The sequence below is a fragment of the Lactococcus sp. SK2-659 genome (genome assembly GCF_020218185.2).
Classification (GTDB): domain Bacteria; phylum Bacillota; class Bacilli; order Lactobacillales; family Streptococcaceae; genus Lactococcus; species Lactococcus lactis.
The window spans coordinates 47,569-67,919 of sequence record NZ_JAIWQZ020000001.1; the positions used below are offsets into that span (position 1 = coordinate 47,569).

Consider the following 20,351-nt stretch of genomic DNA (forward strand, 5'->3'; position numbering starts at 1 on the left):
GACAAAACTGTCAGTAACTTTTTATTTTAAAATTAATAATTACAATACCGCAAGCATTGATGCAAGTACGCTGAAAAGCGTAAGAACAACCATGATAATCACAACAACCATGGTTACTTTTTGGAAAGTACTTTTTTGTGGTTTTTTATATGCCATAAGTTCCTCAATAAAAATATTTTTAACTAATTGTAACAAGAAAAAGAAGAGTTTTCAATTAGTTTGGGTCTTTCTCCTTGTTACTTTCTTTTGGAGTCAAAAATTTAGCAAATGGATCTTCCTTTTTTTCAGGAGAAGGAACGCTTTTTTTGTCATCATCAGTCACTAAATCAACAGTTGAGACGCCTAAATCGTCCATCATTTTATCAAAATCATCACGTTTTCTAAAAGTTAAGCCCATTGTGGTCTCCTTGAAATAAAATATTTTACAGTGCTCAAAAAGAGAAGAGCAATACTAGAACTATTTTACTACTTCATAGATAAAAAAGCTAGATATATGAAAAAACTTCTTGAAAAAATGCGATTAAAAGCTGATAAGACTTGCATTTCAAAACTATTTTAAGTATAATGATAAAGAACGGTAGTTTGCTTTATGCAGACTACCTATAATAAAACAAATTCCCCAAAGGAGACATTTTTAAAATGGCTAAAGAAGTATACGACCGTAGCAAACCACACGTTAATATTGGTACTATCGGACACGTTGACCATGGTAAAACTACCCTCTCAGCTGCAATCTCTAAAGTATTGTCTGACAAAGGTTACTCTAAAGCGACTGACTTCGCATCTATCGATGCTGCTCCAGAAGAACGCGAACGTGGTATCACAATCAACACTGCTCACATCGAGTACGAAACTGAAAAACGTCACTATGCCCACATCGACGCTCCAGGTCACGCGGACTACGTTAAAAATATGATCACTGGTGCTGCCCAAATGGACGGTGCAATCCTCGTTGTTGCTGCAACTGATGGACCAATGCCACAAACTCGTGAACACATCTTGCTTTCACGTCAAGTTGGTGTTAAATACCTTATCGTCTTCCTTAACAAGGCTGACCTTGTTGATGATGAAGAATTGATGGAACTCGTTGAAATGGAAGTTCGTGACCTCTTGAGCGAATACGACTTCCCAGGTGACGATATTCCTGTAATCGCTGGTTCAGCACTTGGTGCTTTGAACGGTGAACCACAATGGGTTGCTAAAGTTGAAGAATTGATGGACATCGTTGATGAATACATCCCAACTCCAGAACGCGACACTGACAAACCACTCCTTCTTCCAGTCGAAGACGTATTCTCTATCACTGGTCGTGGTACAGTTGCTTCAGGACGTATCGAACGTGGTACTGTTAAAGTTGGTGACGAAGTTGAAATCGTTGGTATCAAAGAAGAAACTAAAAAAGCTGTTGTTACTGGTATCGAAATGTTCCGTAAAACACTTACTGAAGGTCTTGCTGGTGATAACGTCGGTGCACTTCTCCGTGGTATTCAACGTGACGAAATCGAACGTGGTCAAGTTATTGCTAAACCAGGTTCAATCACTCCACACAAACTTTTCGAAGGTGAAGTTTACGTATTGAGCAAAGAAGAAGGCGGACGTCACACTCCATTCTTCGACAACTACCGTCCTCAATTCTACTTCCACACAACTGACGTTACTGGTTCAGTTAAACTTCCAGAAGGAACTGAAATGGTAATGCCTGGTGACAACGTGCATATCGACGTTGAATTGATCCACCCAGTTGCGATCGAACAAGGTACTACTTTCTCTATCCGTGAAGGTGGACGTACTGTTGGTTCAGGTATCGTTGCTGAAATCAAAGCTTAATTATAAATCTAAGCAAATTGGAGCTGTCATTTATGACAGTTCTTTTTTTATTTAAAATTTTTCTTAAAATAAAAACTCCCCTTGGGGAGTTTTTTTAAATTTCTGATTTTGTAAATACACCGCGGTCAACAAGTGCATCCATTTGGAAGTAAAATTTATTTTGAATCATTTCACTCGCATTTTTAAAAATATCAACATTTCGTAAACCGGATTTGTCAGTAACTGAAAGTTTAAAACCACTTAAATCTGGATTAACAATAATTTTTAATAAAAATCCTTCGTTTGAATTTGGAACTTCTTCAAGAAGTCTTTTAAATTCAAAATTACCAATTTTAGTTTGAATAAAAGTTGTATCTTTTAAAGTGAATTTTTTAACAGTAGGCGCAAGTTGATAAACATATTTGCTACCTTCCAAATGTTTTTCGGTGATAAATGCCATTGTGAGTCTCCTAAATAAATTGTTTATTTTTTTAAAATAGAACTAAGTTTCTCAACGAAGAGATTAACTTCATCAATTGTATTCATTTCTGAAAAAGAAATACGTATGTTTTCTTTTAGTTTTTCAGAATTTTTCCCGTAAACAGCTTCAAGAACATGGGAAGGTTCGATTGTACCGGCTGTACAAGCAGAACCGGTTGAGATTGCGAAACCAGCTAAATCAAGTTTGGTCAAGAGTAAATCATGATTTTCATTCGGAAAAGCAAGATTTAGAACGTGAGGCATACTTGGACCAAAATTATTTTTATAAAATGAAATCTTTTGTTCTTCTAGTTTAGTTAGTAAAGTTTCATTAAGTTTTTCAACTGCTTGATAATTTGATTCAATATTTTCAAGGGCAAGTTCTAAGGCTTTAGCTAAACCAACAAGAGAATGGAGATTTTCTGTACCAGCCCGTCTTTTTTCTTCTTGTTCTCCTCCATGAATCAAAGCATCAAAATGTAGCTTTTCGTTATAGTACAAGAAGCCGACCCCTTTTGGTCCATGAAATTTGTGCGCTGATGCTGAGAGGAAATCGGCCGAAACATCCAGAGGATGCACTGAAATTTTTCCCATTACTTGAGTAGCATCAACATGAAAACCGGCTTGATGTTGCTTCAAGAGCTCTCCGACTTCCTTTACTGGAAGAAGTTGGCCTGTTTCATTATTAGCCCACATCATGCTGACTAAAATTGTATCAGGACGCAAGTTTTCTTCTATAAGTGAAGCTGGGAATGTTCCGTCTGCTTTTGGTTTTACAAAGCTAACATCAAATCCATAACGGTCATGAAGATATTGAACAGTATTTAGAACAGAAGGATGTTCAATAGCTGTTGTGATGATATGGTTTCCTTTATCTTTATTAGCCAGTGCATAACCAATTAAGGCTTGGTTATTAGCTTCGCTAGCACCAGAAGTAAAAATGATATTGCGACTTGGAACTTCTAGAGCATTTGCCACAGTTTCACGGGCTTTACGAACAATCTGACTTGAAGCACGTCCGAGACTGTGAATACTAGAGGGGTTTCCAAAATTAGCGGATAAACTTTCTGAGATTGCGGTGATAACATCAGGAAGTAGAGGTGTTGTAGCAGCGTTATCTAAATATATAATTTGATTTTCCTACCTTTCATAGTAATTGCTGGATATTTTATAAGAAAATCATTTAATTCCATCAGGATTAAAAGTCCCCTTATCTGTAAGCTCTATTTTACCATTTTTTTATTCTTTTTATATGAAAAGCAATGAGATTATTCTTTAAATATCTTATAATCTTATTCAGATCAATTAATGTGATTTATTGATGGTATATTTCTAATAATAATTATATAATATTCTTAGGGAGGTTTTATTATGGTTGAAGAATATAAAAATATCTTAGTTGCAGTAGATGGTTCAGAACAAGCTTACGATGCCCTTCGTGAAGCGGTTGACACAGCAAAATTAAATCATTCACATCTGAAAATATTGTATGTTTTAAATGATAAGTTAGCAAATATTCCAGTACATTTAGACACAATGACCTTGTATAAAAGTGTACAGGAGCATTCTGATTATGTTGTAGAGCAAGTTCAAGAATATCTTAAAGGCACAGAAGTTGATTTTGAGATTGTACGTTTAACTGGCAGCCCTAAAAGAGAAATTATTAATTATGCAAACGAAAATAATATCGATTTAGTTGTAATTGGGTCAACTGGTCTTGATGCGATTGATCGTTTTATCATTGGTTCAACAACACAGTATATTGTTAACCATGCCTCTTGCAACGTAATGGTTATTAAATAAAGAAAAGAAAAAGTCGTCAATTGAGATGACTTTTATTTTATAAATTAATATATCAAAAATAAAAATACCAACTTAGTGTTGGTATTTTTTAATTGCTTAAAGTGTTTCTATAAGAATTACTTTAATCTTGAGGTTTTTCATGTTCAAAAAGTGGAGAAACTGGGCGTCCTTCGTGGATACGAAGAATAGCACTGGCTAAGTATTCAGCTGCACTCAAATATTTTACGTTTAAAGGTTTGCGATGGTTTGTTACAACAGAATCTGTGACCAAAATTTCTTTGATATCTGCTTTTTCAAGAACATCAGCGGCTCCGCTAGTAAATAATCCGTGGCTGGCAACTGCATAAATTTCACTTGCTCCCGCTTCGCGTACAACATTTGCAGCGTTGGCAAAAGTGACCCCAGTGTTCAAAATATCATCGATAAGAATAACTTTTTTACCTGAAACATTACCGATAACATATCCGTTTTCACGGTTTTTGTCATCATCTTCATAGTCAACAATGGCAATTGCTGACTCTAAGTATTCAGCAAGTGAGCGTGCACGTTTAATCCCAGAGTTTTTTGGTGCAACAACAATCACGTCATCACCAAATAATCCACTCTTACGGTAGTAGTCAGCAAAAAGTGGGACAGTAAACAAGTTGTCTACAGGGATATCAAAGAAACCTTGTACTTGGACAGCGTGAATATCGAGGGTTAATAAGCGGTCAGCTCCAGCTTTAACAATCATATCAGCAACTAATTTAGCTGTGATTGGTTCACGAGAAGTCGCAGTACGGTCTTGACGAGCATATCCAAAGTATGGGATAACAACATTAATTGTACGAGCAGAAGCACGTTTACATGCGTCAATCATGATTAGTAATTCCCAAAGGTGATCGTTAACAGGGCAGCTTGTTGATTGAACAATAAAGATGTCTTGACTACGGACACTTTCTTCCATGTTAATCATAATTTCACCGTCGGAAAACTGTTTTGAAGAAAGTTTTCCTAGAGGAACTCCTGTAAACTGGCTAATTTTCTCAGCAAGACCAGGGTTTGAGTTTAAGGCAAAAAGCTTTAAGTGTGAATCAGAGTAAACCACGATTTCTCTCCATTTTCTTTTATGAAATAATATAGTTCTATTTTAGCAAAATAATAGTGATTTTCCTAGTCTATATCTGTAAATATCTTTGTGAATTAATTTGAAAATAAAATTTGAGAGTATTTTGAATAATTTTTTCAAGCAAAAAATTTTTCACAAACTTAAAATTCTAATAAATTACAAAAGCGCTTTAAAGGTTGATGTGTATGTAATTGAAAACATTTTCAAAAAAACGAGAATACAAAGTTTGTGAAAGTTCATGCAAAGTCTTGCGTTTGCAAAAGCGAAGTGTTACAATGGTTCTGTAAGGTTCGTGAAAGCTAAGTGTTACGAACAAATTATTTATTTTTAGGGGAATTAAAAATGAAAAAAACAAAAGTGATCTCACTTCTTGCAGTTTCAGTACTCTCAGTTTCTTTACTTGCCGCTTGTGGAAGTAATAACTCTTCAAGTAGCTCTGATAAAAAAACAGAACAATCATCAAAAGCAGAAGTTTTTGCTGGTGCAACTCAAGGAACAAACAACTTCTCTGATTTGCAAAAAGGCTTTGCTAAAAACGGAGCTTGGTTGAATGCAACTAAAGGTGATATGGATGCTTCTGGGAAAACTTTGACTGTTGAAGGTCTTTTCTTAGGTGACGGACAAGTAGCTCGTAAATTGGCAATCTACAATCAAGATAGCAGTCACAAAATTACTGACCGTTATACTTTGACAGTTGATAAAATTGAAGTGAAATCTCCTGGTTTCTATATTTCAAATGGTACTGTTAAAGGGAATGTTGATGTATTTGCAACTGGCTTCCACGGACAAACCGGTACAGGTGTTGAAGGACAAGCAACAATTGATGGTAACTTGACTTTTGCTAGCCAAGACCTTCTTGATGCTTATAATAAATTACCAGATGCTCAAAAAGTTAAAGTAACTGGTACAACTTCAGTTGTTAAAGGCGATGTTGTTTCATTCAAACCAGGTGGAATTACAGCTGGCGCTCACGGAAATGTAACTTATTCATTTGAAGGAAATGGTACAGATACAGAAACTGGGGCAACAACTGGTACTGCTGATGTTTCAGTATTGAAAAAAGCACTCGGTAAAAATGGTGCTTGGCTTGTAGCTACTAACGCTGATGTTGATGCTTCAGGTAAAGACCTTACAATTGATGGTACTTTCCTCAATGAAAAATCAGCTGTTCAACGTACACTTGCAATGATTAAACAAAATGATCAACACCAAGTCACTAAATCTTATACTTTGACAGTTAAACGCTTGATTGTTAACTCACCTGCTTTCGATCTTGAAGGTGGTAATATCAAAGGTGACGTTTATGTCGGTAAAGATGCTTCAATTATGGCACGCGACATGAAAGGGACTGATGGTCAATCAATCCAATCTGAAATCACTGGGAATCTTTACTTTGCAACTCAAGAACAACTTGATACTTACAAAGCTCTTCCAGCTGCAAACCAATTTAAAGTCTCTGGCGAAGTTGCTGTAAAAGCCGCTAACTAATGAACTAAAAATTGTCTAAAAGGCTCTCTATGAGCCTTTTTTTCTTACTTAAAATATAGTATAATGGGACATACGTGTAGTTCTATACAAAAGTGAATCTGTCAGTAAAAATGTTACTGACAGAAAATAAAAAAGTTTTTGTCAGTGAAAAATTACTGACAAGAGGTTCAGTAATGACAGATTGATTTTTGTTTAGAAAAACATAAAGCTAAAATATATTACAAAAGCAGGAGACTGGACTGTTAGAGAAAGTTCATAGCATTTCAAGTCAAGGAGAAAAACATTGGCAAAAGAAACATTTTCAATCGAATTTGCAGGTCGGACATTAACTGTTGAAACAGGTCAAGTTGCAAAACAAGCAAATGGTGCTGTTGTTGTACGTTATGGAGATACAACTGTTTTAACAGCCGCTACAATGGGTAAAATGGCTACGGGTGATTTCTTCCCACTTCAAGTGAACTATGAAGAAAAAATGTATGCTGCTGGTAAATTCCCAGGAGGTTTCAACAAACGTGAGGCTCGTCCGTCGACTGATGCGACATTGACTGCTCGTTTAATTGACCGCCCAATTCGTCCTATGTTTGCTGAAGGTTTTCGTAATGAAGTTCAAGTCATTAATACTGTTCTTTCTTATGATGAAAATGCTTCTGGTCGTGTGGCAGCAATGTTTGGCTCTTCTTTAGCGCTTGCAATTTCTGATATTCCATTTGATGGACCAATTGCAGGTGTTGAAGTTGCTTATATTGATGGAGAATATATCATCAATCCAACTGTTGCGGAAAAAGAGGCATCAAGTTTGGAGCTCTCTGTTGCGGGAAATATCAACGCAATCAATATGGTTGAATCTGGAGCCAAGGAACTTTCAGAAGAAGTGATGCTTGGTGCACTTTTGGCAGGACATAATGCTGTTAAAGAATTAATTGAATTTCAAAATGAAATTGTTGCAAAAGTTGGAAAAGAAAAAGCTGAAGTTGAACTTTTGCATGTTGATGAAGATTTAAAAGCCGAAGTGATTGCAGCTTACAATTCAGATTTGCAAAAAGCAGTTCAAATTGAAGAAAAATTGGCGCGTGAATCTGCGACAAAAGCAGTTAAAGAGGCGATAATTTCTGTTTACAGTGCAAAATATGAGAACGATGAAAATCTATCAATCATTTTGCGTGATCTTGCTGAAATTCTTGAAGGAATGGAACATGCGGAAGTTCGTCGCTTGATTACTGAAGATAAAATCCGTCCTGATGGACGTAAGATTGATGAAATTCGCCCGCTTGATGCTGAAATTGACTTTACCCCACGTAATATTACACATGGGACAGGTTTATTTACTCGTGGTCAAACCCAAGCTTTATCAACATTGACTTTGGCACCAATGAATGAAGCACAAATCATTGATGGTTTGAATGATGAATATAAAAAACGTTTTATGCATCATTATAATTTCCCACAGTATTCTGTTGGGGAAACAGGACGTTACGGGGCACCTGGACGTCGTGAAATTGGTCACGGAGCGCTCGGTGAACGTGCTTTAGAACAAGTATTGCCTTCTTTAGAGGAATTCCCTTATGCCATTCGTTTGGTCGCTGAAGTTTTAGAATCAAATGGTTCGTCATCACAAGCTTCAATCTGTGCAGGAACACTTGCACTGATGGCTGGTGGTGTGCCAATCAAAGCACCAGTTGCTGGGATTGCGATGGGCTTGATTTCTGACGGAACAAATTATACTGTTTTGACAGATATTCAAGGGCTTGAAGACCATTTTGGTGATATGGACTTCAAGGTTGCGGGAACTCGTGACGGGATTACTGCGCTACAAATGGATATTAAAATTTCAGGAATTACACCAGAAATTCTTGCCGAAGCTCTTGCACAAGCAAAAACTGCACGTTTCCAAATTCTTGATGTAATTGAAGCAACAATTGCACAACCTCGTGAAGAGTTAGCACCATCAGCACCTAAAATTGATACAATTACAATTCCTGTCGATAAGATTAAAGTTGTCATCGGTAAAGGTGGCGAGCAAATCGATAAAATTATTGCTGAAACGGGCGTAAAAATTGATATTGATGACGAAGGACTTTGTTCAATTTTCTCTTCTGACCAAGCAGCGATTGATCGTGCTAAAGAAATTATTGCTGAACTTGTTCGTGAAGCAAAAGTTGGTGAAATTTACGATGCAAAAGTGGTTCGTATCGAAAGTTTTGGTGCTTTTGTAAATCTATTTGGTAAGCATGATGCAATGGTGCATATTTCTGAAATGGCTTGGGCTCGGACAGAAAATGTTGAAGATGTTGTGAAATTAGGTGACACTGTCAAAGTTAAAATCATGAAAATTGATGACAAGGGTCGCGTAGATGCATCAATGCGTGCTTTAGTTGAGAAACCAGAAGGTTATGTTGAACCTGAGCGTAAACCAAGAGAACGCCGTGAAAATGGTGACCGTCGCAAAGGTAACGGAAATAATAACCGTGGTAATGGTTTTGACCATCGTAACAATGACCGTAATAACCAGGGAAATAAAGTTGGAAACCACAGTTTTGAGCTCCGTGAACGTAAATCACATATTGATGAAGAGTTTCCAGAACTCTCAACTAAAAAACCAGAATAAGCTCAATCATAAAATGGAAAAGCTGTAAAAATAGACCTTGAAATAAAATAAAATTTACTGATGAAAATGCTAGTCTATCCAGAAGTCTTAGAGGGCTAATGGATAGATGATAACTGAAATGTGATTATTCATGCTTGGATTTCTGTCAGTAAATTATTTGTTTATTTAGCTTGTAAATAATCACTGACAGGTCTGTCAGCAAAAAATATGTCAAATTATAATCTCAATCCAGAACTAGATGAACGTTTGCGAGTTTCATTAGCGAATCCAGGCTCATTTATGGAAGACCTCTCATTGGTCTATGCTTTTCATCAATTTCCAGTATTGGCACCAAAATCAGTTTTCTTCGTTCCGATTGAAGACCACAAGGCACTACCTGTTTTTACAACAGAAGAAGAACTTGAAGTTTTCCTGTCAGAACTGACAGACTTTGAGACGGAATGGGAATTGCACTCATTAATTGAAATTTTAGACCAATTAATGGAAACGGATATTGATATTTTAGCAATCAATCCTAAATTACCTCAAGATGAAGATAAAGGCAACACCGTTTACTTTGGGACACCAGAATTAATGCAATTTTTAGTTCATTATACTGAAATTTTGAATAAAGTTTTTAGTCCGGAAAATCTTGAGGCTGAACAAAGAGAAAAATATTATTTCGTTCCAGCTTTCGTCACAACAAGTGGTCAGAGAACTTTCCCTAATCTAATCAATCAGGACAATGAAGAATATCTTCCTTTGTTTGATAATTTAGATAGTTTGGCTAAATGGCACAATGAAGACTACTTTAGTCAAGCCTTTAAGGAAAATAATGGACAAGTTCTACTTTTAAAAATTGATGAATTATTAAATGGAGAAGATGAAGTCATAAATGACTTAGGAAAAAGCCTAGGAATTACGGTAAATCCTTTGGACTACTCACAAGAAGAAGTTCAAAATTCAATGGTCACTTGGGAAGAATTAACAAGGGATTAAATCAATTGAAAGCTTGATTTAGTCAATTACACGTTTTTGAATCAACAAGGCCCACAATGCTTATGGTATAATTTACTATAAGTATTTTTTAACGAAGTAGGAAAAAATGAACGAAAAAAAGAAAGGTTTTTGGTCTGAAGCAATTCGAGTGACCAAAGAAAATGATCCGGCAGCTAGAACTGCCCTGGAAGTCTTTTTGACCTATCCAGGAGTAAAAGCTCTTGCAGCTCACCGAATTTCACATTTTCTTTGGCGTCATCATTTGAAACTTTTGGCTCGGATGCACTCACAATTTTGGCGATTTTGGACTCAAATTGAAATTCATCCAGGAGCAGAAATTGCCCATGGCGTCTTTATTGACCATGGTTCTGGATTAGTTATTGGCGAAACTGCCATTGTTGAAAAGGATGTTAAACTTTATCATGGAGTTACCTTGGGTGGTACAGGAAAAGATAAAGGGAAACGTCATCCAACAATTAGACAAGGGGCATTAATTTCTGCCCATTCTCAACTTTTAGGCCCTATTGAAGTTGGAGAAAATGCAAAAGTAGGGGCGAGTGCTGTTGTGGTAACAGATGTTCCGCCAGAAGTAACTGTTGTTGGAATACCTGCAAAAGTTGTTCGAGTTAAAGGTAAAAAAGATGTCGAGCGCATCACAAGCCTTGAAGAAAAAAGAGAAGCAAGCTATCATTCATCACATTTGTGAGGAGAAATGAGAAGTGAAAAAGAGAAAAGTAGCCATTTATGAGGGACATTTACTTGCAACTTTAAAATCATTTACGGATGCTGTTATGTCTATCATTGCAACGATTATGGTTTTAGAAATTCCTTTACCAAAACTTATTGGCAATAATCAGTATGATTTTCGTGAAACAAGCAGCTCACTTATTATTTTCTTTGTGAGTTTTCTGGTTGTTGTTTCTTATTATTTTCAATTTAGTAAGTTCTTTGGACGCATAAAGAAAATAAGTGGTTGGCAGATTTTTGCTTATACAATTTTTCTCATGCTTGTCTCACTTTTTCCCTTTATGACCCAAATTGATAATGGAATTCATCCCGCATACTTCACAATCATCTATGTTTTATATATTATTGTGACCTCACGGTTTGCTTCTTTGATTATCAAATATACTTACCGCCTGAATGAAATAATAATCAGCAGGCATCAGTCACGTAAACCTTGGGATTTGATTGTGATGTCTGCACTTGCTATTGTGATTTCGAGTATTGGATATCCTGCTTATACGGGGATTCCATTGCTCTATTTACCAATACGTTCTCTTATCACCTCTATTGTTTATGATGAAGATTAAGAAGGAAATAGAATGAAAATATATAATACTTATAGTCGACAGCTAGAAGATTTTAAGCCGATTGAACCTGGAAAAGTAAAAATGTATGTCTGCGGACCGACCGTTTATAATTACATCCATGTGGGAAATGCTCGTTCTGTTGTTGCTTTTGATTTGGTTAGAAAATATTTGGAGTTTAGAGGATTTGAAGTTCAATATATCTCTAATTTCACAGATGTTGATGATAAAATTATCAACGGTGCAAAAGCTGCAAACATGACTACGACAGATTTTTCTGAACGTTATATTGCTGCCTTTTATGAAGATACTGATGCTTTAAATGTTAAAAGAGCCAGTCAAAATCCGAAAGCAACAGAATTCATCGAAGCGATGATTGAGTTTATTCAAGAACTTGTGGATAAAGAATTTGCTTATGTTTCTCAAGGAGACGTATATTTCCGTGTATCTAAATCTAAAGATTACGCTAAATTAGCGAATAAAAATCTTGCAGATTTACTTGCAGGGGCTTCTGGACGTACGGATGAAGAAACAAAACTTAAAGAATCACCAGCCGATTTTGCTCTTTGGAAATCCGCAAAAGCTGATGAAGTTTCTTGGCAAGCGCCCTGGGGATCTGGCCGTCCAGGCTGGCATATTGAATGTTCAGTCATGTCAACTTCACTATTAGGCGAAACAATTGACATTCATGGTGGAGGAGCAGATTTAGAATTTCCACACCATACAAATGAAATTGCACAATCTGAAGCAAAAACTGGACAAAGGTTTGTTAATTATTGGATGCACAATGGATTCGTAAATGTTGATGGTGAAAAAATGTCTAAATCACTAGGCAATTTCACAACGGTTCATGAACTCCTTCAAGTAGTTAATCCACAAATTTTACGTTTCTTTTTAGCAACTACTCATTATAGAAGACCAGTCAATTTTACTGATGATGCACTGACAGAAGCTGAAAATAATATCAAAAAAATTGAAAATGCTTATCGTCATTTGGATGAGCAAGCTGAGTCTAATTTGTCAGCACTTACGACTTTCAGAAATGATTTTGTTGCTGCCATGGATGAAGATTTCAATATTGCCAATGGAATGACTGTTTTTTATGACTTTGTTTCTTGGGTTAATAAAGGAAACGGTGGGCCTGAGGTCAAAGAATTTTTTGACCAAGTTTTAGAAATTTTAGGGATTAAATTTGAATTTGAGCAAAGTTTGGACAGCGAAATTGAAGCCATGATTGAAGCAAGACAATTGGCACGAGAAGTCCGTGATTTTGCGAAGTCAGATGAAATTCGTGACGCTTTGAAAGCTCAAGGTATTGTTCTTGAAGATACAAAAGACGGGGTACGGTGGCATCGTGAATAAGCAACAAGCAGAACTTTTGAATGGTATTGCATTGGCCTATATTGGGGATGCGATTTATGAGGTCTTTGTGCGTGAGTACTTATTAGATAAAGGCCTGACAAAGCCCGCCATGCTTCAAAAAAATGCAACGAAATTTGTGTCAGCTAAAGCACAAGCAAAAATTATTTCTGCAATGGATGAAGTTGATTTTTTGACTGAATATGAATTGACTTATTTTAAAAGAGGGCGCAATGCTCATTCTAAAACGACGGCCAAAAATACCGATGTTGTTACTTACAGAATATCAACGGGTTTTGAAGCTGTTGTTGGAATTCTCCATTTAACGCAACAAAAAGAGCGACTTCAAGAATTTTGGGACTTTTCCCTTCAAACAATTGAAGCAGATCTGGTTTAAAGTTTATTAATTACAAAGATCAAAGTATTAAGCAAATTATTTTAAAAAAAGAAAAAAATCCGCTAGAATAGGTATGCAAAGATACAAAGAAAAAATCAGCGGAAAGAAGAAGAGATGTATAGAGTAGTTACAATGTACGGCACCGATGAACCATGGTGGTTCTTCGACGGCTGGAAAGAAGATATAGTTTCAGTAGATGAGTTTGATGATTTTTATAAAGCTTTAAAATGTTATAAAAAAGAATGGTTTGAAATGGCTGAGAATTTTAAAGAGTTCACTAGCAAGTCTGGCTTGCAAACAGCATTTTGGAAAAACGGAGATGAAGAATGGTGTGAAGACTGTGTAGGTTATTTACAGCGCTATCACAGCATTGCTTTGTTGGAAGACTGGCATGCGATTCCGCTAGAGAAAAAGCGCTCAGGTTATAGTAAAAAATCTGGAGAACTCCCAGAACGTTTCTGTTCCATGAAAACTGAAAATTAAAAAATGAGAAAGTTTACTGACTGAGTAAGCTTTCTTTTGTTCTAATAGAATAATCGTAAGCATTTCATTGGTAAGAAACTTGAAATTATATTATAATTATTTTATAATATAAATCTAATGTTAGGAGGCGCTATGAAGAAACCGTTAATTATATTAGATGGATTTTTAATATTACTTATCGCAGTTCTTGGACTGGCATTATTTCATAATGTTCAGGAACAATCTAAAGAGCATTCACTATCGAATTCAACAGCAAGCACACAAAATTCGACTGAAAATAAAACAGAAACAAATAATACAGGAATCAAAATAAACACCAAAGAAATCAAAAAAGAAAATTTTATGACACTATCAGGTCTTTGGAAGAATAGCTCAATTGCTAAGAAAACTAAAACTCTTGTTATTTCAGGTCCTTCAGCAACTTTTGAGGGTCAACAATATGACTTAACTTTGGAAGGCGTGAGTTCTGAAAATGAGCTACCTTATTTGAAATTGATAGGTGAAGGAATTAACTCAGGGAAGTTTATAGGTATTTATCCACAAGGGAGTGCTATTCCAGTAAGATTAGCTAATGGTAAAATTGATTACGCAGGTCAATATGATCCTACTGACAAGAAGAAAGATCGTATCATTCTTTTTAATGATTATATGTCTGCTCAAGATATCATTGAGCAAGTTTTATACCGTGAATTGGAAGAAATCTTTTAAAAACAGTCTAAGATTTAATATGATAAGAAAATAGTCTTGAAAAAATGTTTAAAATGAGTTAAAATATCATTATCTTAGATAAGAACTCGATGGTCAAAGCTCGGGAAAATATGACAAGGGACTTTTAAAAGTTACTGACAGAAAAATCAATTGTGATTATTTTCTGTCAGCAACTGATGAGAGGATTTTTTGACATATTTTTCACAGCTTTGGCTTTTTTATTTGCAAAATATTTACTGACAGCTTTTAACAAGGCTAATTAAGGACTATAAAAGCTGTCAGTAAAAGAATGATTAATAACTCTGTCAGTATTTTTGCAAGAACTTTTATCAAAATATAAAGAAAGGCGAATTTAAAAAATTCGTAGTAAAAAATGAATTTTCAAGAAAATTATGATGTTGTTGTCATTGGAGGAGGACATGCAGGGGTTGAAGCTTCACTAGCAGCTGCACGGATGGGCTCTAAAACATTACTCATGACTATTAATCTTAATATGGTTGCCTTTATGCCATGTAATCCATCAATTGGTGGCTCAGCTAAAGGAATTGTTGTCAGAGAAATTGATGCGCTCGGTGGTGAAATGGGTCGCAACATTGATAAGACTTATATTCAAATGAAAATGCTTAATACCGGAAAAGGTCCAGCAGTTCGAGCTCTTCGTGCTCAAGCCGATAAAGATGAATATGCCGCTTCAATGAAGAATACAGTTTCTGACCAAGAAAATTTGACACTCCGTCAAGGAATGGTTGAAGAACTTATTCTTGATGAAGAAAAGAAAAAAGTCATCGGAATCAAGACTTCGACAGGAACTAAATATGGTGCTAAGGCAGTAATTATTACTACAGGAACAGCTTTACGTGGTGAAATTATTATTGGAGAACTTAAATATTCTTCAGGACCCAATAACTCTCTTTCATCAATTGGTCTAGCAGATAATTTACGTGAAATTGGATTTGAAATTGGTCGTTTTAAAACCGGAACTCCTCCACGCGTTTTGGCAAGTTCTATTGATTACGATAAAACAGAAATTCAACCAGGTGATGAAGCGCCTAATCATTTTAGTTTTATGAGCTCTGATGAAAATTATCTAAAAGATCAAATTCCATGCTGGCTCACTTATACTACTGAGAATAGTCATACTATTTTGCGTGATAATTTACACCGAGCACCACTCTTTTCAGGAATTGTTAAAGGAGTAGGGCCACGTTACTGTCCTTCAATAGAAGACAAAATTACTCGCTTTGCTGACAAACCTCGTCATCAACTCTTCCTTGAACCAGAAGGACGGAATACAGAAGAAGTCTATATCGGTGGCCTTTCAACTTCAATGCCTGAAGATGTCCAATTTGATTTAGTTAAATCAATTCCAGGACTTGAAAATGCTCAAATGATGCGTCCGGGTTATGCTATAGAATACGATGTGGTGATGCCTCATCAACTCCGTCCAACACTTGAAACAAAATTGGTTTCTGGACTATTTACTGCGGGACAAACCAACGGGACCTCAGGCTATGAAGAAGCAGCAGGGCAAGGCTTAGTAGCTGGAATAAATGCAGCCCTTAAAGTTCAAGGAAAGCCTGAATTTATCTTAAAACGTAGTGAAGCCTATATTGGGGTAATGATTGATGATTTGGTAACTAAGGGAACGCTGGAACCATATCGTCTTTTGACATCACGTGCAGAATACCGTTTAATTCTTCGCCATGATAATGCTGACCGCCGTTTGACTGAAATTGGCCGTCAAGTGGGCCTTGTTTCAGATGAACAATGGGAACATTACCAAGCAAAAATGGCTCAATTTGATCGTGAAATGAAACGATTGAATTCAGAAAAACTCAAACCTTTGCCTGACACACAAGAAAAATTAGGAAAATTGGGCTTTGGACCAATTAAAGATGCGCTGACCGGTGCAGAATTTTTAAAACGACCTGAAGTTCACTACAATGAAGTCATCGATTTTATTGGACAAGCACCAGAAAAGATTGACCGTACCGTCATTGAATTGATTGAAACTGAAATTACTTATGAAGGTTACATCAAAAAAGCAATGGATCAAGTGGACAAAATGCATCGCTTGGAAGCGAAAAGAATTCCTAAAAATATGGATTGGGATAAGCTTGACTCAATTGCTACTGAAGCCCGTCAAAAATTCAAAAAAATAAATCCAGAAACGCTGGGACAAGCGAGTCGGATTTCAGGTGTAAATCCTGCTGACATCAGTATTCTCATGGTTTACCTTGAAGGAAAATAATTAAAAATTTAAATTTTACTGACAAAAAGTTACTGACAGAAAATTTTGGGGAGAGTCCTTGTGTTTTGGCACTGAGGAAGCAACTTAAAATTTTCGTCAGTAACTTTTTTTCTTGTGGAATACTTTAAAAGTTGATAAAATAGGCTTAAACAAGGAATGAGGAAAGAGATGACAGAAATAAAAAATATTATTTTTGATTGGGACAATACACTTTTCCCTTTTAAAGAAAAATATTGGGAATTAGCTCACCGCCAACTTTTTTCAGAACAATTAGGACCATTTACTGACCAAGAACTCAATCATTTCATGGAGAAATACCATGAATTTGATGAATTGCTTTGGCCACAAGTCCATCAAAGAAAAATGACGATTGAAGAGCTAAGAGAAGAAAGATTAAGTTTGACTATCGAATATTTTGATTTGAAAGTCGATGAAAATTATCTTACAGGCTTTTTCAAAAAATTCTTGAATAGATTGTTTGAATTGATAGAGCCTGATGAACAACTCATCCAAAATCTAAAAAACCTTTCCAAAAACTACAAACTTGCCCTATTAAGTAATGGGGGTCATGTGGAGCAGAGAGAAAAATTACGTCGTTCTCAAGTTGAAAAATTATTTTCGGCTTACATCTCTGGTGAAACAGGCTATCTGAAACCAGATGCGCGTGCCTTTAAAAATGTGCTCACCAAAGAAAATTTCCAAGCGTCTGAGACCTTAATGGTTGGAGATCTTCTCGAACATGACATCAAACCCGCCCAAGAGTTGGGAATGAAGACAGCATATATTGGACCTGAAAAAGAAACGATTGCTGATTATGAATTTACAAACATTCAAGATTTTTTTGATTCATTTATAGAAAAAAACGGTGATTAACCGTTTTTTATTATTGGACTAGTTTTAAAGAGTCAGCAGTTAAATAAAGTCTGTCAATAGGCTTGTTAGACAACCGATAAATTCCATTTTTGTTAAAAGTAATCTTTTTTTCTTCAAAAGTTTCGTTAGGACTTTCAAGGTAAAAAGTAAAATCACCAACAAGATTACCAGTAATAACAAGAGCTATGTTATTTGAACCACGTAAAACCTTTAACCAACTATTAGAATTTAAAATATATTGGATGCCCGCTTGGTCATCAAAAGATAAAATATGTGAAAATTGAATAGAGGGACAAGTTGTTTTATGATTTTCGACCATTTCCTCAAAAATTGAAATTTCATCATATTCAATCAGCTGGTCAAGAACTTCACTGACCAATTGCGCAGTTAACAAACGGTCACTTGCAGGAATAATTGAATGTTCATTTTCGTTATTTGAACCATCAGTAATATAAAGCTCATGCATTAAACCCATGGCATACATTCTTTTCCGATGAATTGACCAGTTTTTTGTTTTTTTGATATCTTCAGTAAGATGAGTTAAATCTAGTGGAGTCATAGATAATCCTTTCTATTTTTAATTTGATGCAGATGACACTTGAAAAAGTCGTAGAGAATTGTCATCCATCACTTGATAGGTTTTGAGTTGATTGGGAGTTTCTGTAGCACTGGTATTAAAAATTGTAATGAGTTGAATATCTGACATTTTATTCTCCTTTCGATAATTTTAGTTTATTATAATCATTTTATCATTTTATCATTTTATTTTCATTTTATTGAATGATATGGTGTTTGAAATTATAGAAAAAATGCTGAATTGACAAGATTAAAGCCATATTCTAAAATTGTATTCTATAAGTGTCAAAAAATTAGAATTATAATCAGAATTATAGATAAATTTTACTATAAATAATTAAAAAAATTAGGACTTGACAAGTCTTTAAATAATTGATAGAATAATAGAGTTGAAAAGCAGAAGCACCCGCTTCTCGCCTTAGAGGTTATAGCCCTGGGCAAACGAATGGAATTATTCAAAAACGAATGTTTTCATGAGCGGGGCGAGATTGTCGTTCCGCTTTTGTTTTTCTTTAAAAAAGAAGTTGCCTAAACCTTAGTCAACTTTCACATCATATTAGAAGGAGAACGAACATAGCTAAACAAGACAATAGAAAACCTATGATGAACGGTGCAATCCGTGCTCGTGAGGTTCGTCTCATTGGCGCTGAGGGTGAACAATTAGGTGTCACACCAACGTCTGAGGCGCTAATGCAAGCTGAAAATCTTAACATGGACTTGGTTTTAATTTCAAACCAAGAACCACCTGTTGCAAAAATCATGGATTATACAAAATTCATGTTTGAGCAAAAGAAAAAACAAAAAGAAGCAAAGAAAAAACAAGCTGTTGTTTCTGTAAAAGAAGTCCGTTTGTCACCAGTAATTGACCAAAACGACTTTGATACAAAGCTTCGTCAAGCCATCAAGTTTCTTGAAAAAGGCGATAAAGTTAAGGTTTCAATCCGATTTAAAGGTCGGATGATTACTCACCAAGATGTGGGGCGTCAAGTAATGGACAAGTTCGCGCAAGCAACAAAAGAAGTTGCTGTTGTTGAACAAAGAGCCAAAATGGATGGTCGTCAAATGTTCTTGCAACTTGCACCTATTAAAAAATAGGTCTTAACAAGACAACCATCTGAAAGGTTAACCTTTCACCTCTCTATTCATTGAAAACGAATGTTTAAAATGAATAGAGGTGCAGAATATTTTTTTCTGCCAACTGATATAAATTAAGGAGAATTACAATGCCAAAACAAAAAACTCACCGCGCATCTGCTAAACGTTTCAAACGTACAGGTAACGGCGGTCTTAAACGCTTCCGTGCTTACACTTCTCACCGTTTCCACGGTAAAACTGTAAAACAACGTCGTCAACTTCGTAAATCTTCTATGGTTTCTAAAGGGGACTTCAAACGTATCCGTCGCATGGTTGCGACAATGCGTTAAGCGGACATTGTTCGCTGCATTGGAGCAATCCTCGCAGGAGCGTAAGCGACTAAGAGGGACAATGAAATAAGTCATCTAATTTTCTTGCTCCAACTCAATAAAAAAATAAATTTGTCATTATGACAAAATTGAAATCTACTAAGAATTAAAGGAGAACACACATGGCACGTGTTAAAGGTAGCGTTGCAACTCGCAAACGCCGTAAACGTATTTTAAAGCTCGCTAAAGGTTACTACGGAGCTAAACATAAACTCTTCAAGACTGCTAAAGAGCAAGTCATGAATTCATACTACTACGCATTCCGCGATCGTCGTCAAAAGAAACGCGACTTCCGTAAATTGTGGATTGCACGTATCAACGCAGCTGCACGTATGAATGGTCTTTCATACAGCAAATTGATGCACGGTTTGAAATTAGCTGATATCGAAGTAAACCGTAAAATGCTTGCTGACATCGCAATCGCTGATGCTGCTGCATTTACTGCACTTGCTGAAGAAGCAAAAAAAGCTTTGGCTAAATAATTATCTTAAAAAATCTGCTGGTTTTCTAGCAGATTTTTTATATTTTAAGCAGACACTCTCTTAATTATGACATTAGGGGAGTGTTTTTTTATTCCGAATATACTAAATTGTTGCAAAAATTAATAAAAAAGAATATAATATCGTAAGTCCTTGTTTTGAAACAAAAGTAATTTGTTTTCAA

At 35.7% G+C, this 20,351-nt stretch carries 23 protein-coding genes and 1 other annotated feature; of the genes, 16 read left to right on the forward strand and 7 right to left on the reverse strand.

All coding sequences use genetic code 11. The features are described from left to right. Positions 1-39 precede the first annotated feature (39 nt). Both LDP15_RS00245 and LDP15_RS00250 read right to left on the reverse strand, forming a co-directional pair. A complete protein-coding gene (locus tag LDP15_RS00245; RefSeq protein WP_014570713.1) occupies positions 40-156 on the reverse strand; it encodes a DUF4044 domain-containing protein in 117 nt (38 codons plus the stop codon). A gap of 58 nt (positions 157-214) precedes the next feature. Then, on the reverse strand, positions 215-397 hold the full coding sequence (locus tag LDP15_RS00250; RefSeq protein WP_225513402.1) for an SPJ_0845 family protein: 183 nt from the start codon (positions 395-397) through the stop codon (positions 215-217). A gap of 242 nt (positions 398-639) precedes the next feature. Between LDP15_RS00250 and tuf the strand changes: the two genes are divergently transcribed. Then, positions 640-1,827 (forward strand): elongation factor Tu, encoded by a 1,188-nt coding sequence (tuf, locus tag LDP15_RS00255; RefSeq protein ID WP_003132374.1) that lies wholly within the window; start codon positions 640-642, stop codon positions 1,825-1,827. 94 nt (positions 1,828-1,921) lie between these two features. Here tuf and LDP15_RS00260 read toward each other — a convergent pair whose 3' ends face one another. Together LDP15_RS00260 and LDP15_RS00265 are read right to left on the reverse strand one after the other, a co-directional pair. Further along, positions 1,922-2,266: a DUF1831 domain-containing protein gene (locus LDP15_RS00260; protein WP_015427022.1), complete on the reverse strand. Its 345-nt coding sequence runs from the start codon at positions 2,264-2,266 to the stop codon at positions 1,922-1,924. A 23-nt stretch (positions 2,267-2,289) separates the two neighbouring features. Continuing rightward, a complete protein-coding gene (locus LDP15_RS00265) occupies positions 2,290-3,417 on the reverse strand; it encodes a cysteine desulfurase family protein (protein WP_042230598.1) in 1,128 nt (375 codons plus the stop codon). A 240-nt stretch (positions 3,418-3,657) separates the two neighbouring features. Between LDP15_RS00265 and LDP15_RS00270 the strand changes: the two genes are divergently transcribed. Continuing rightward, positions 3,658-4,089 carry a universal stress protein gene (locus tag LDP15_RS00270; RefSeq protein ID WP_010906170.1) on the forward strand — a complete coding sequence of 144 codons (432 nt, stop codon included), beginning with the start codon at positions 3,658-3,660 and terminating at the stop codon, positions 4,087-4,089. Positions 4,090-4,210: 121 nt separating this feature from the next. Here LDP15_RS00270 and LDP15_RS00275 read toward each other — a convergent pair whose 3' ends face one another. Further along, positions 4,211-5,176, reverse strand: a complete 966-nt coding sequence (locus LDP15_RS00275; protein WP_012898422.1) for a ribose-phosphate diphosphokinase — start codon at positions 5,174-5,176, stop codon at positions 4,211-4,213. A gap of 363 nt (positions 5,177-5,539) precedes the next feature. Between LDP15_RS00275 and LDP15_RS00280 the strand changes: the two genes are divergently transcribed. From LDP15_RS00280 to LDP15_RS00330, 11 genes are all read left to right on the forward strand, one after another. After that, positions 5,540-6,685, forward strand: coding sequence for a hypothetical protein (locus LDP15_RS00280; RefSeq protein WP_010906169.1), 1,146 nt, complete (start codon positions 5,540-5,542; stop codon positions 6,683-6,685). Between the two features lie 283 nt (positions 6,686-6,968). Beyond that, complete coding sequence (gene pnp, locus LDP15_RS00285; protein WP_042230596.1) at positions 6,969-9,290, forward strand: polyribonucleotide nucleotidyltransferase; 2,322 nt, start codon at positions 6,969-6,971, stop codon at positions 9,288-9,290. A 207-nt stretch (positions 9,291-9,497) separates the two neighbouring features. After that, positions 9,498-10,268, forward strand: a complete 771-nt coding sequence (locus LDP15_RS00290; protein ID WP_015427019.1) for a hypothetical protein — start codon at positions 9,498-9,500, stop codon at positions 10,266-10,268. Between the two features lie 106 nt (positions 10,269-10,374). Continuing rightward, entirely contained in the window at positions 10,375-10,974 is a 600-nt protein-coding gene (cysE, locus tag LDP15_RS00295) for a serine O-acetyltransferase (RefSeq protein ID WP_003132365.1), read from the forward strand. Between the two features lie 13 nt (positions 10,975-10,987). Further along, positions 10,988-11,581, forward strand: a complete 594-nt coding sequence (locus LDP15_RS00300; RefSeq protein ID WP_012898419.1) for a TMEM175 family protein — start codon at positions 10,988-10,990, stop codon at positions 11,579-11,581. A 12-nt stretch (positions 11,582-11,593) separates the two neighbouring features. Continuing rightward, positions 11,594-12,940 carry a cysteine--tRNA ligase gene (cysS, locus tag LDP15_RS00305; protein WP_015427018.1) on the forward strand — a complete coding sequence of 449 codons (1,347 nt, stop codon included), beginning with the start codon at positions 11,594-11,596 and terminating at the stop codon, positions 12,938-12,940. Continuing rightward, positions 12,933-13,334, forward strand: coding sequence for a Mini-ribonuclease 3 (locus tag LDP15_RS00310; RefSeq protein WP_015427017.1), 402 nt, complete (start codon positions 12,933-12,935; stop codon positions 13,332-13,334). The genes cysS and LDP15_RS00310 overlap by 8 nt, the downstream gene beginning before the upstream one ends. Before the next feature lie 114 nt (positions 13,335-13,448). After that, the gene (locus LDP15_RS00315; RefSeq protein WP_012898417.1) at positions 13,449-13,817 is read left to right on the forward strand and encodes a DUF1033 family protein; all 369 of its coding nucleotides are present in this window, start codon (positions 13,449-13,451) and stop codon (positions 13,815-13,817) included. A 132-nt stretch (positions 13,818-13,949) separates the two neighbouring features. After that, on the forward strand, positions 13,950-14,525 hold the full coding sequence (locus LDP15_RS00320; protein ID WP_042230594.1) for a hypothetical protein: 576 nt from the start codon (positions 13,950-13,952) through the stop codon (positions 14,523-14,525). Positions 14,526-14,898: 373 nt separating this feature from the next. Further along, on the forward strand, positions 14,899-16,776 hold the full coding sequence (gene mnmG / locus LDP15_RS00325) for a tRNA uridine-5-carboxymethylaminomethyl(34) synthesis enzyme MnmG (RefSeq protein ID WP_015427015.1): 1,878 nt from the start codon (positions 14,899-14,901) through the stop codon (positions 16,774-16,776). A gap of 168 nt (positions 16,777-16,944) precedes the next feature. Then, positions 16,945-17,649, forward strand: coding sequence for an HAD family hydrolase (locus LDP15_RS00330; protein ID WP_136122603.1), 705 nt, complete (start codon positions 16,945-16,947; stop codon positions 17,647-17,649). 10 nt (positions 17,650-17,659) lie between these two features. Here LDP15_RS00330 and LDP15_RS00335 read toward each other — a convergent pair whose 3' ends face one another. Together LDP15_RS00335 and LDP15_RS00340 are read right to left on the reverse strand one after the other, a co-directional pair. Beyond that, on the reverse strand, positions 17,660-18,208 hold the full coding sequence (locus LDP15_RS00335; protein WP_015427013.1) for a hypothetical protein: 549 nt from the start codon (positions 18,206-18,208) through the stop codon (positions 17,660-17,662). An 18-nt stretch (positions 18,209-18,226) separates the two neighbouring features. Beyond that, a complete protein-coding gene (locus tag LDP15_RS00340; RefSeq protein WP_003132356.1) occupies positions 18,227-18,355 on the reverse strand; it encodes a hypothetical protein in 129 nt (42 codons plus the stop codon). A 258-nt stretch (positions 18,356-18,613) separates the two neighbouring features. Then, positions 18,614-18,739: a sequence feature (ribosomal protein L20 leader region), on the forward strand. 86 nt (positions 18,740-18,825) lie between these two features. Between LDP15_RS00340 and infC the strand changes: the two genes are divergently transcribed. The 3 genes from infC (at position 18,826) to rplT (ending at position 20,170) form a co-directional block, all read left to right on the forward strand. Further along, complete coding sequence (infC, locus tag LDP15_RS00345) at positions 18,826-19,320, forward strand: translation initiation factor IF-3 (RefSeq protein WP_003132354.1); 495 nt, start codon at positions 18,826-18,828, stop codon at positions 19,318-19,320. Positions 19,321-19,448: 128 nt separating this feature from the next. Next, on the forward strand, positions 19,449-19,649 hold the full coding sequence (gene rpmI / locus LDP15_RS00350) for a 50S ribosomal protein L35 (protein WP_003132353.1): 201 nt from the start codon (positions 19,449-19,451) through the stop codon (positions 19,647-19,649). A 161-nt stretch (positions 19,650-19,810) separates the two neighbouring features. Continuing rightward, positions 19,811-20,170 (forward strand): 50S ribosomal protein L20, encoded by a 360-nt coding sequence (gene rplT / locus LDP15_RS00355; protein WP_003132352.1) that lies wholly within the window; start codon positions 19,811-19,813, stop codon positions 20,168-20,170. Positions 20,171-20,351: the final 181 nt, after the last annotated feature.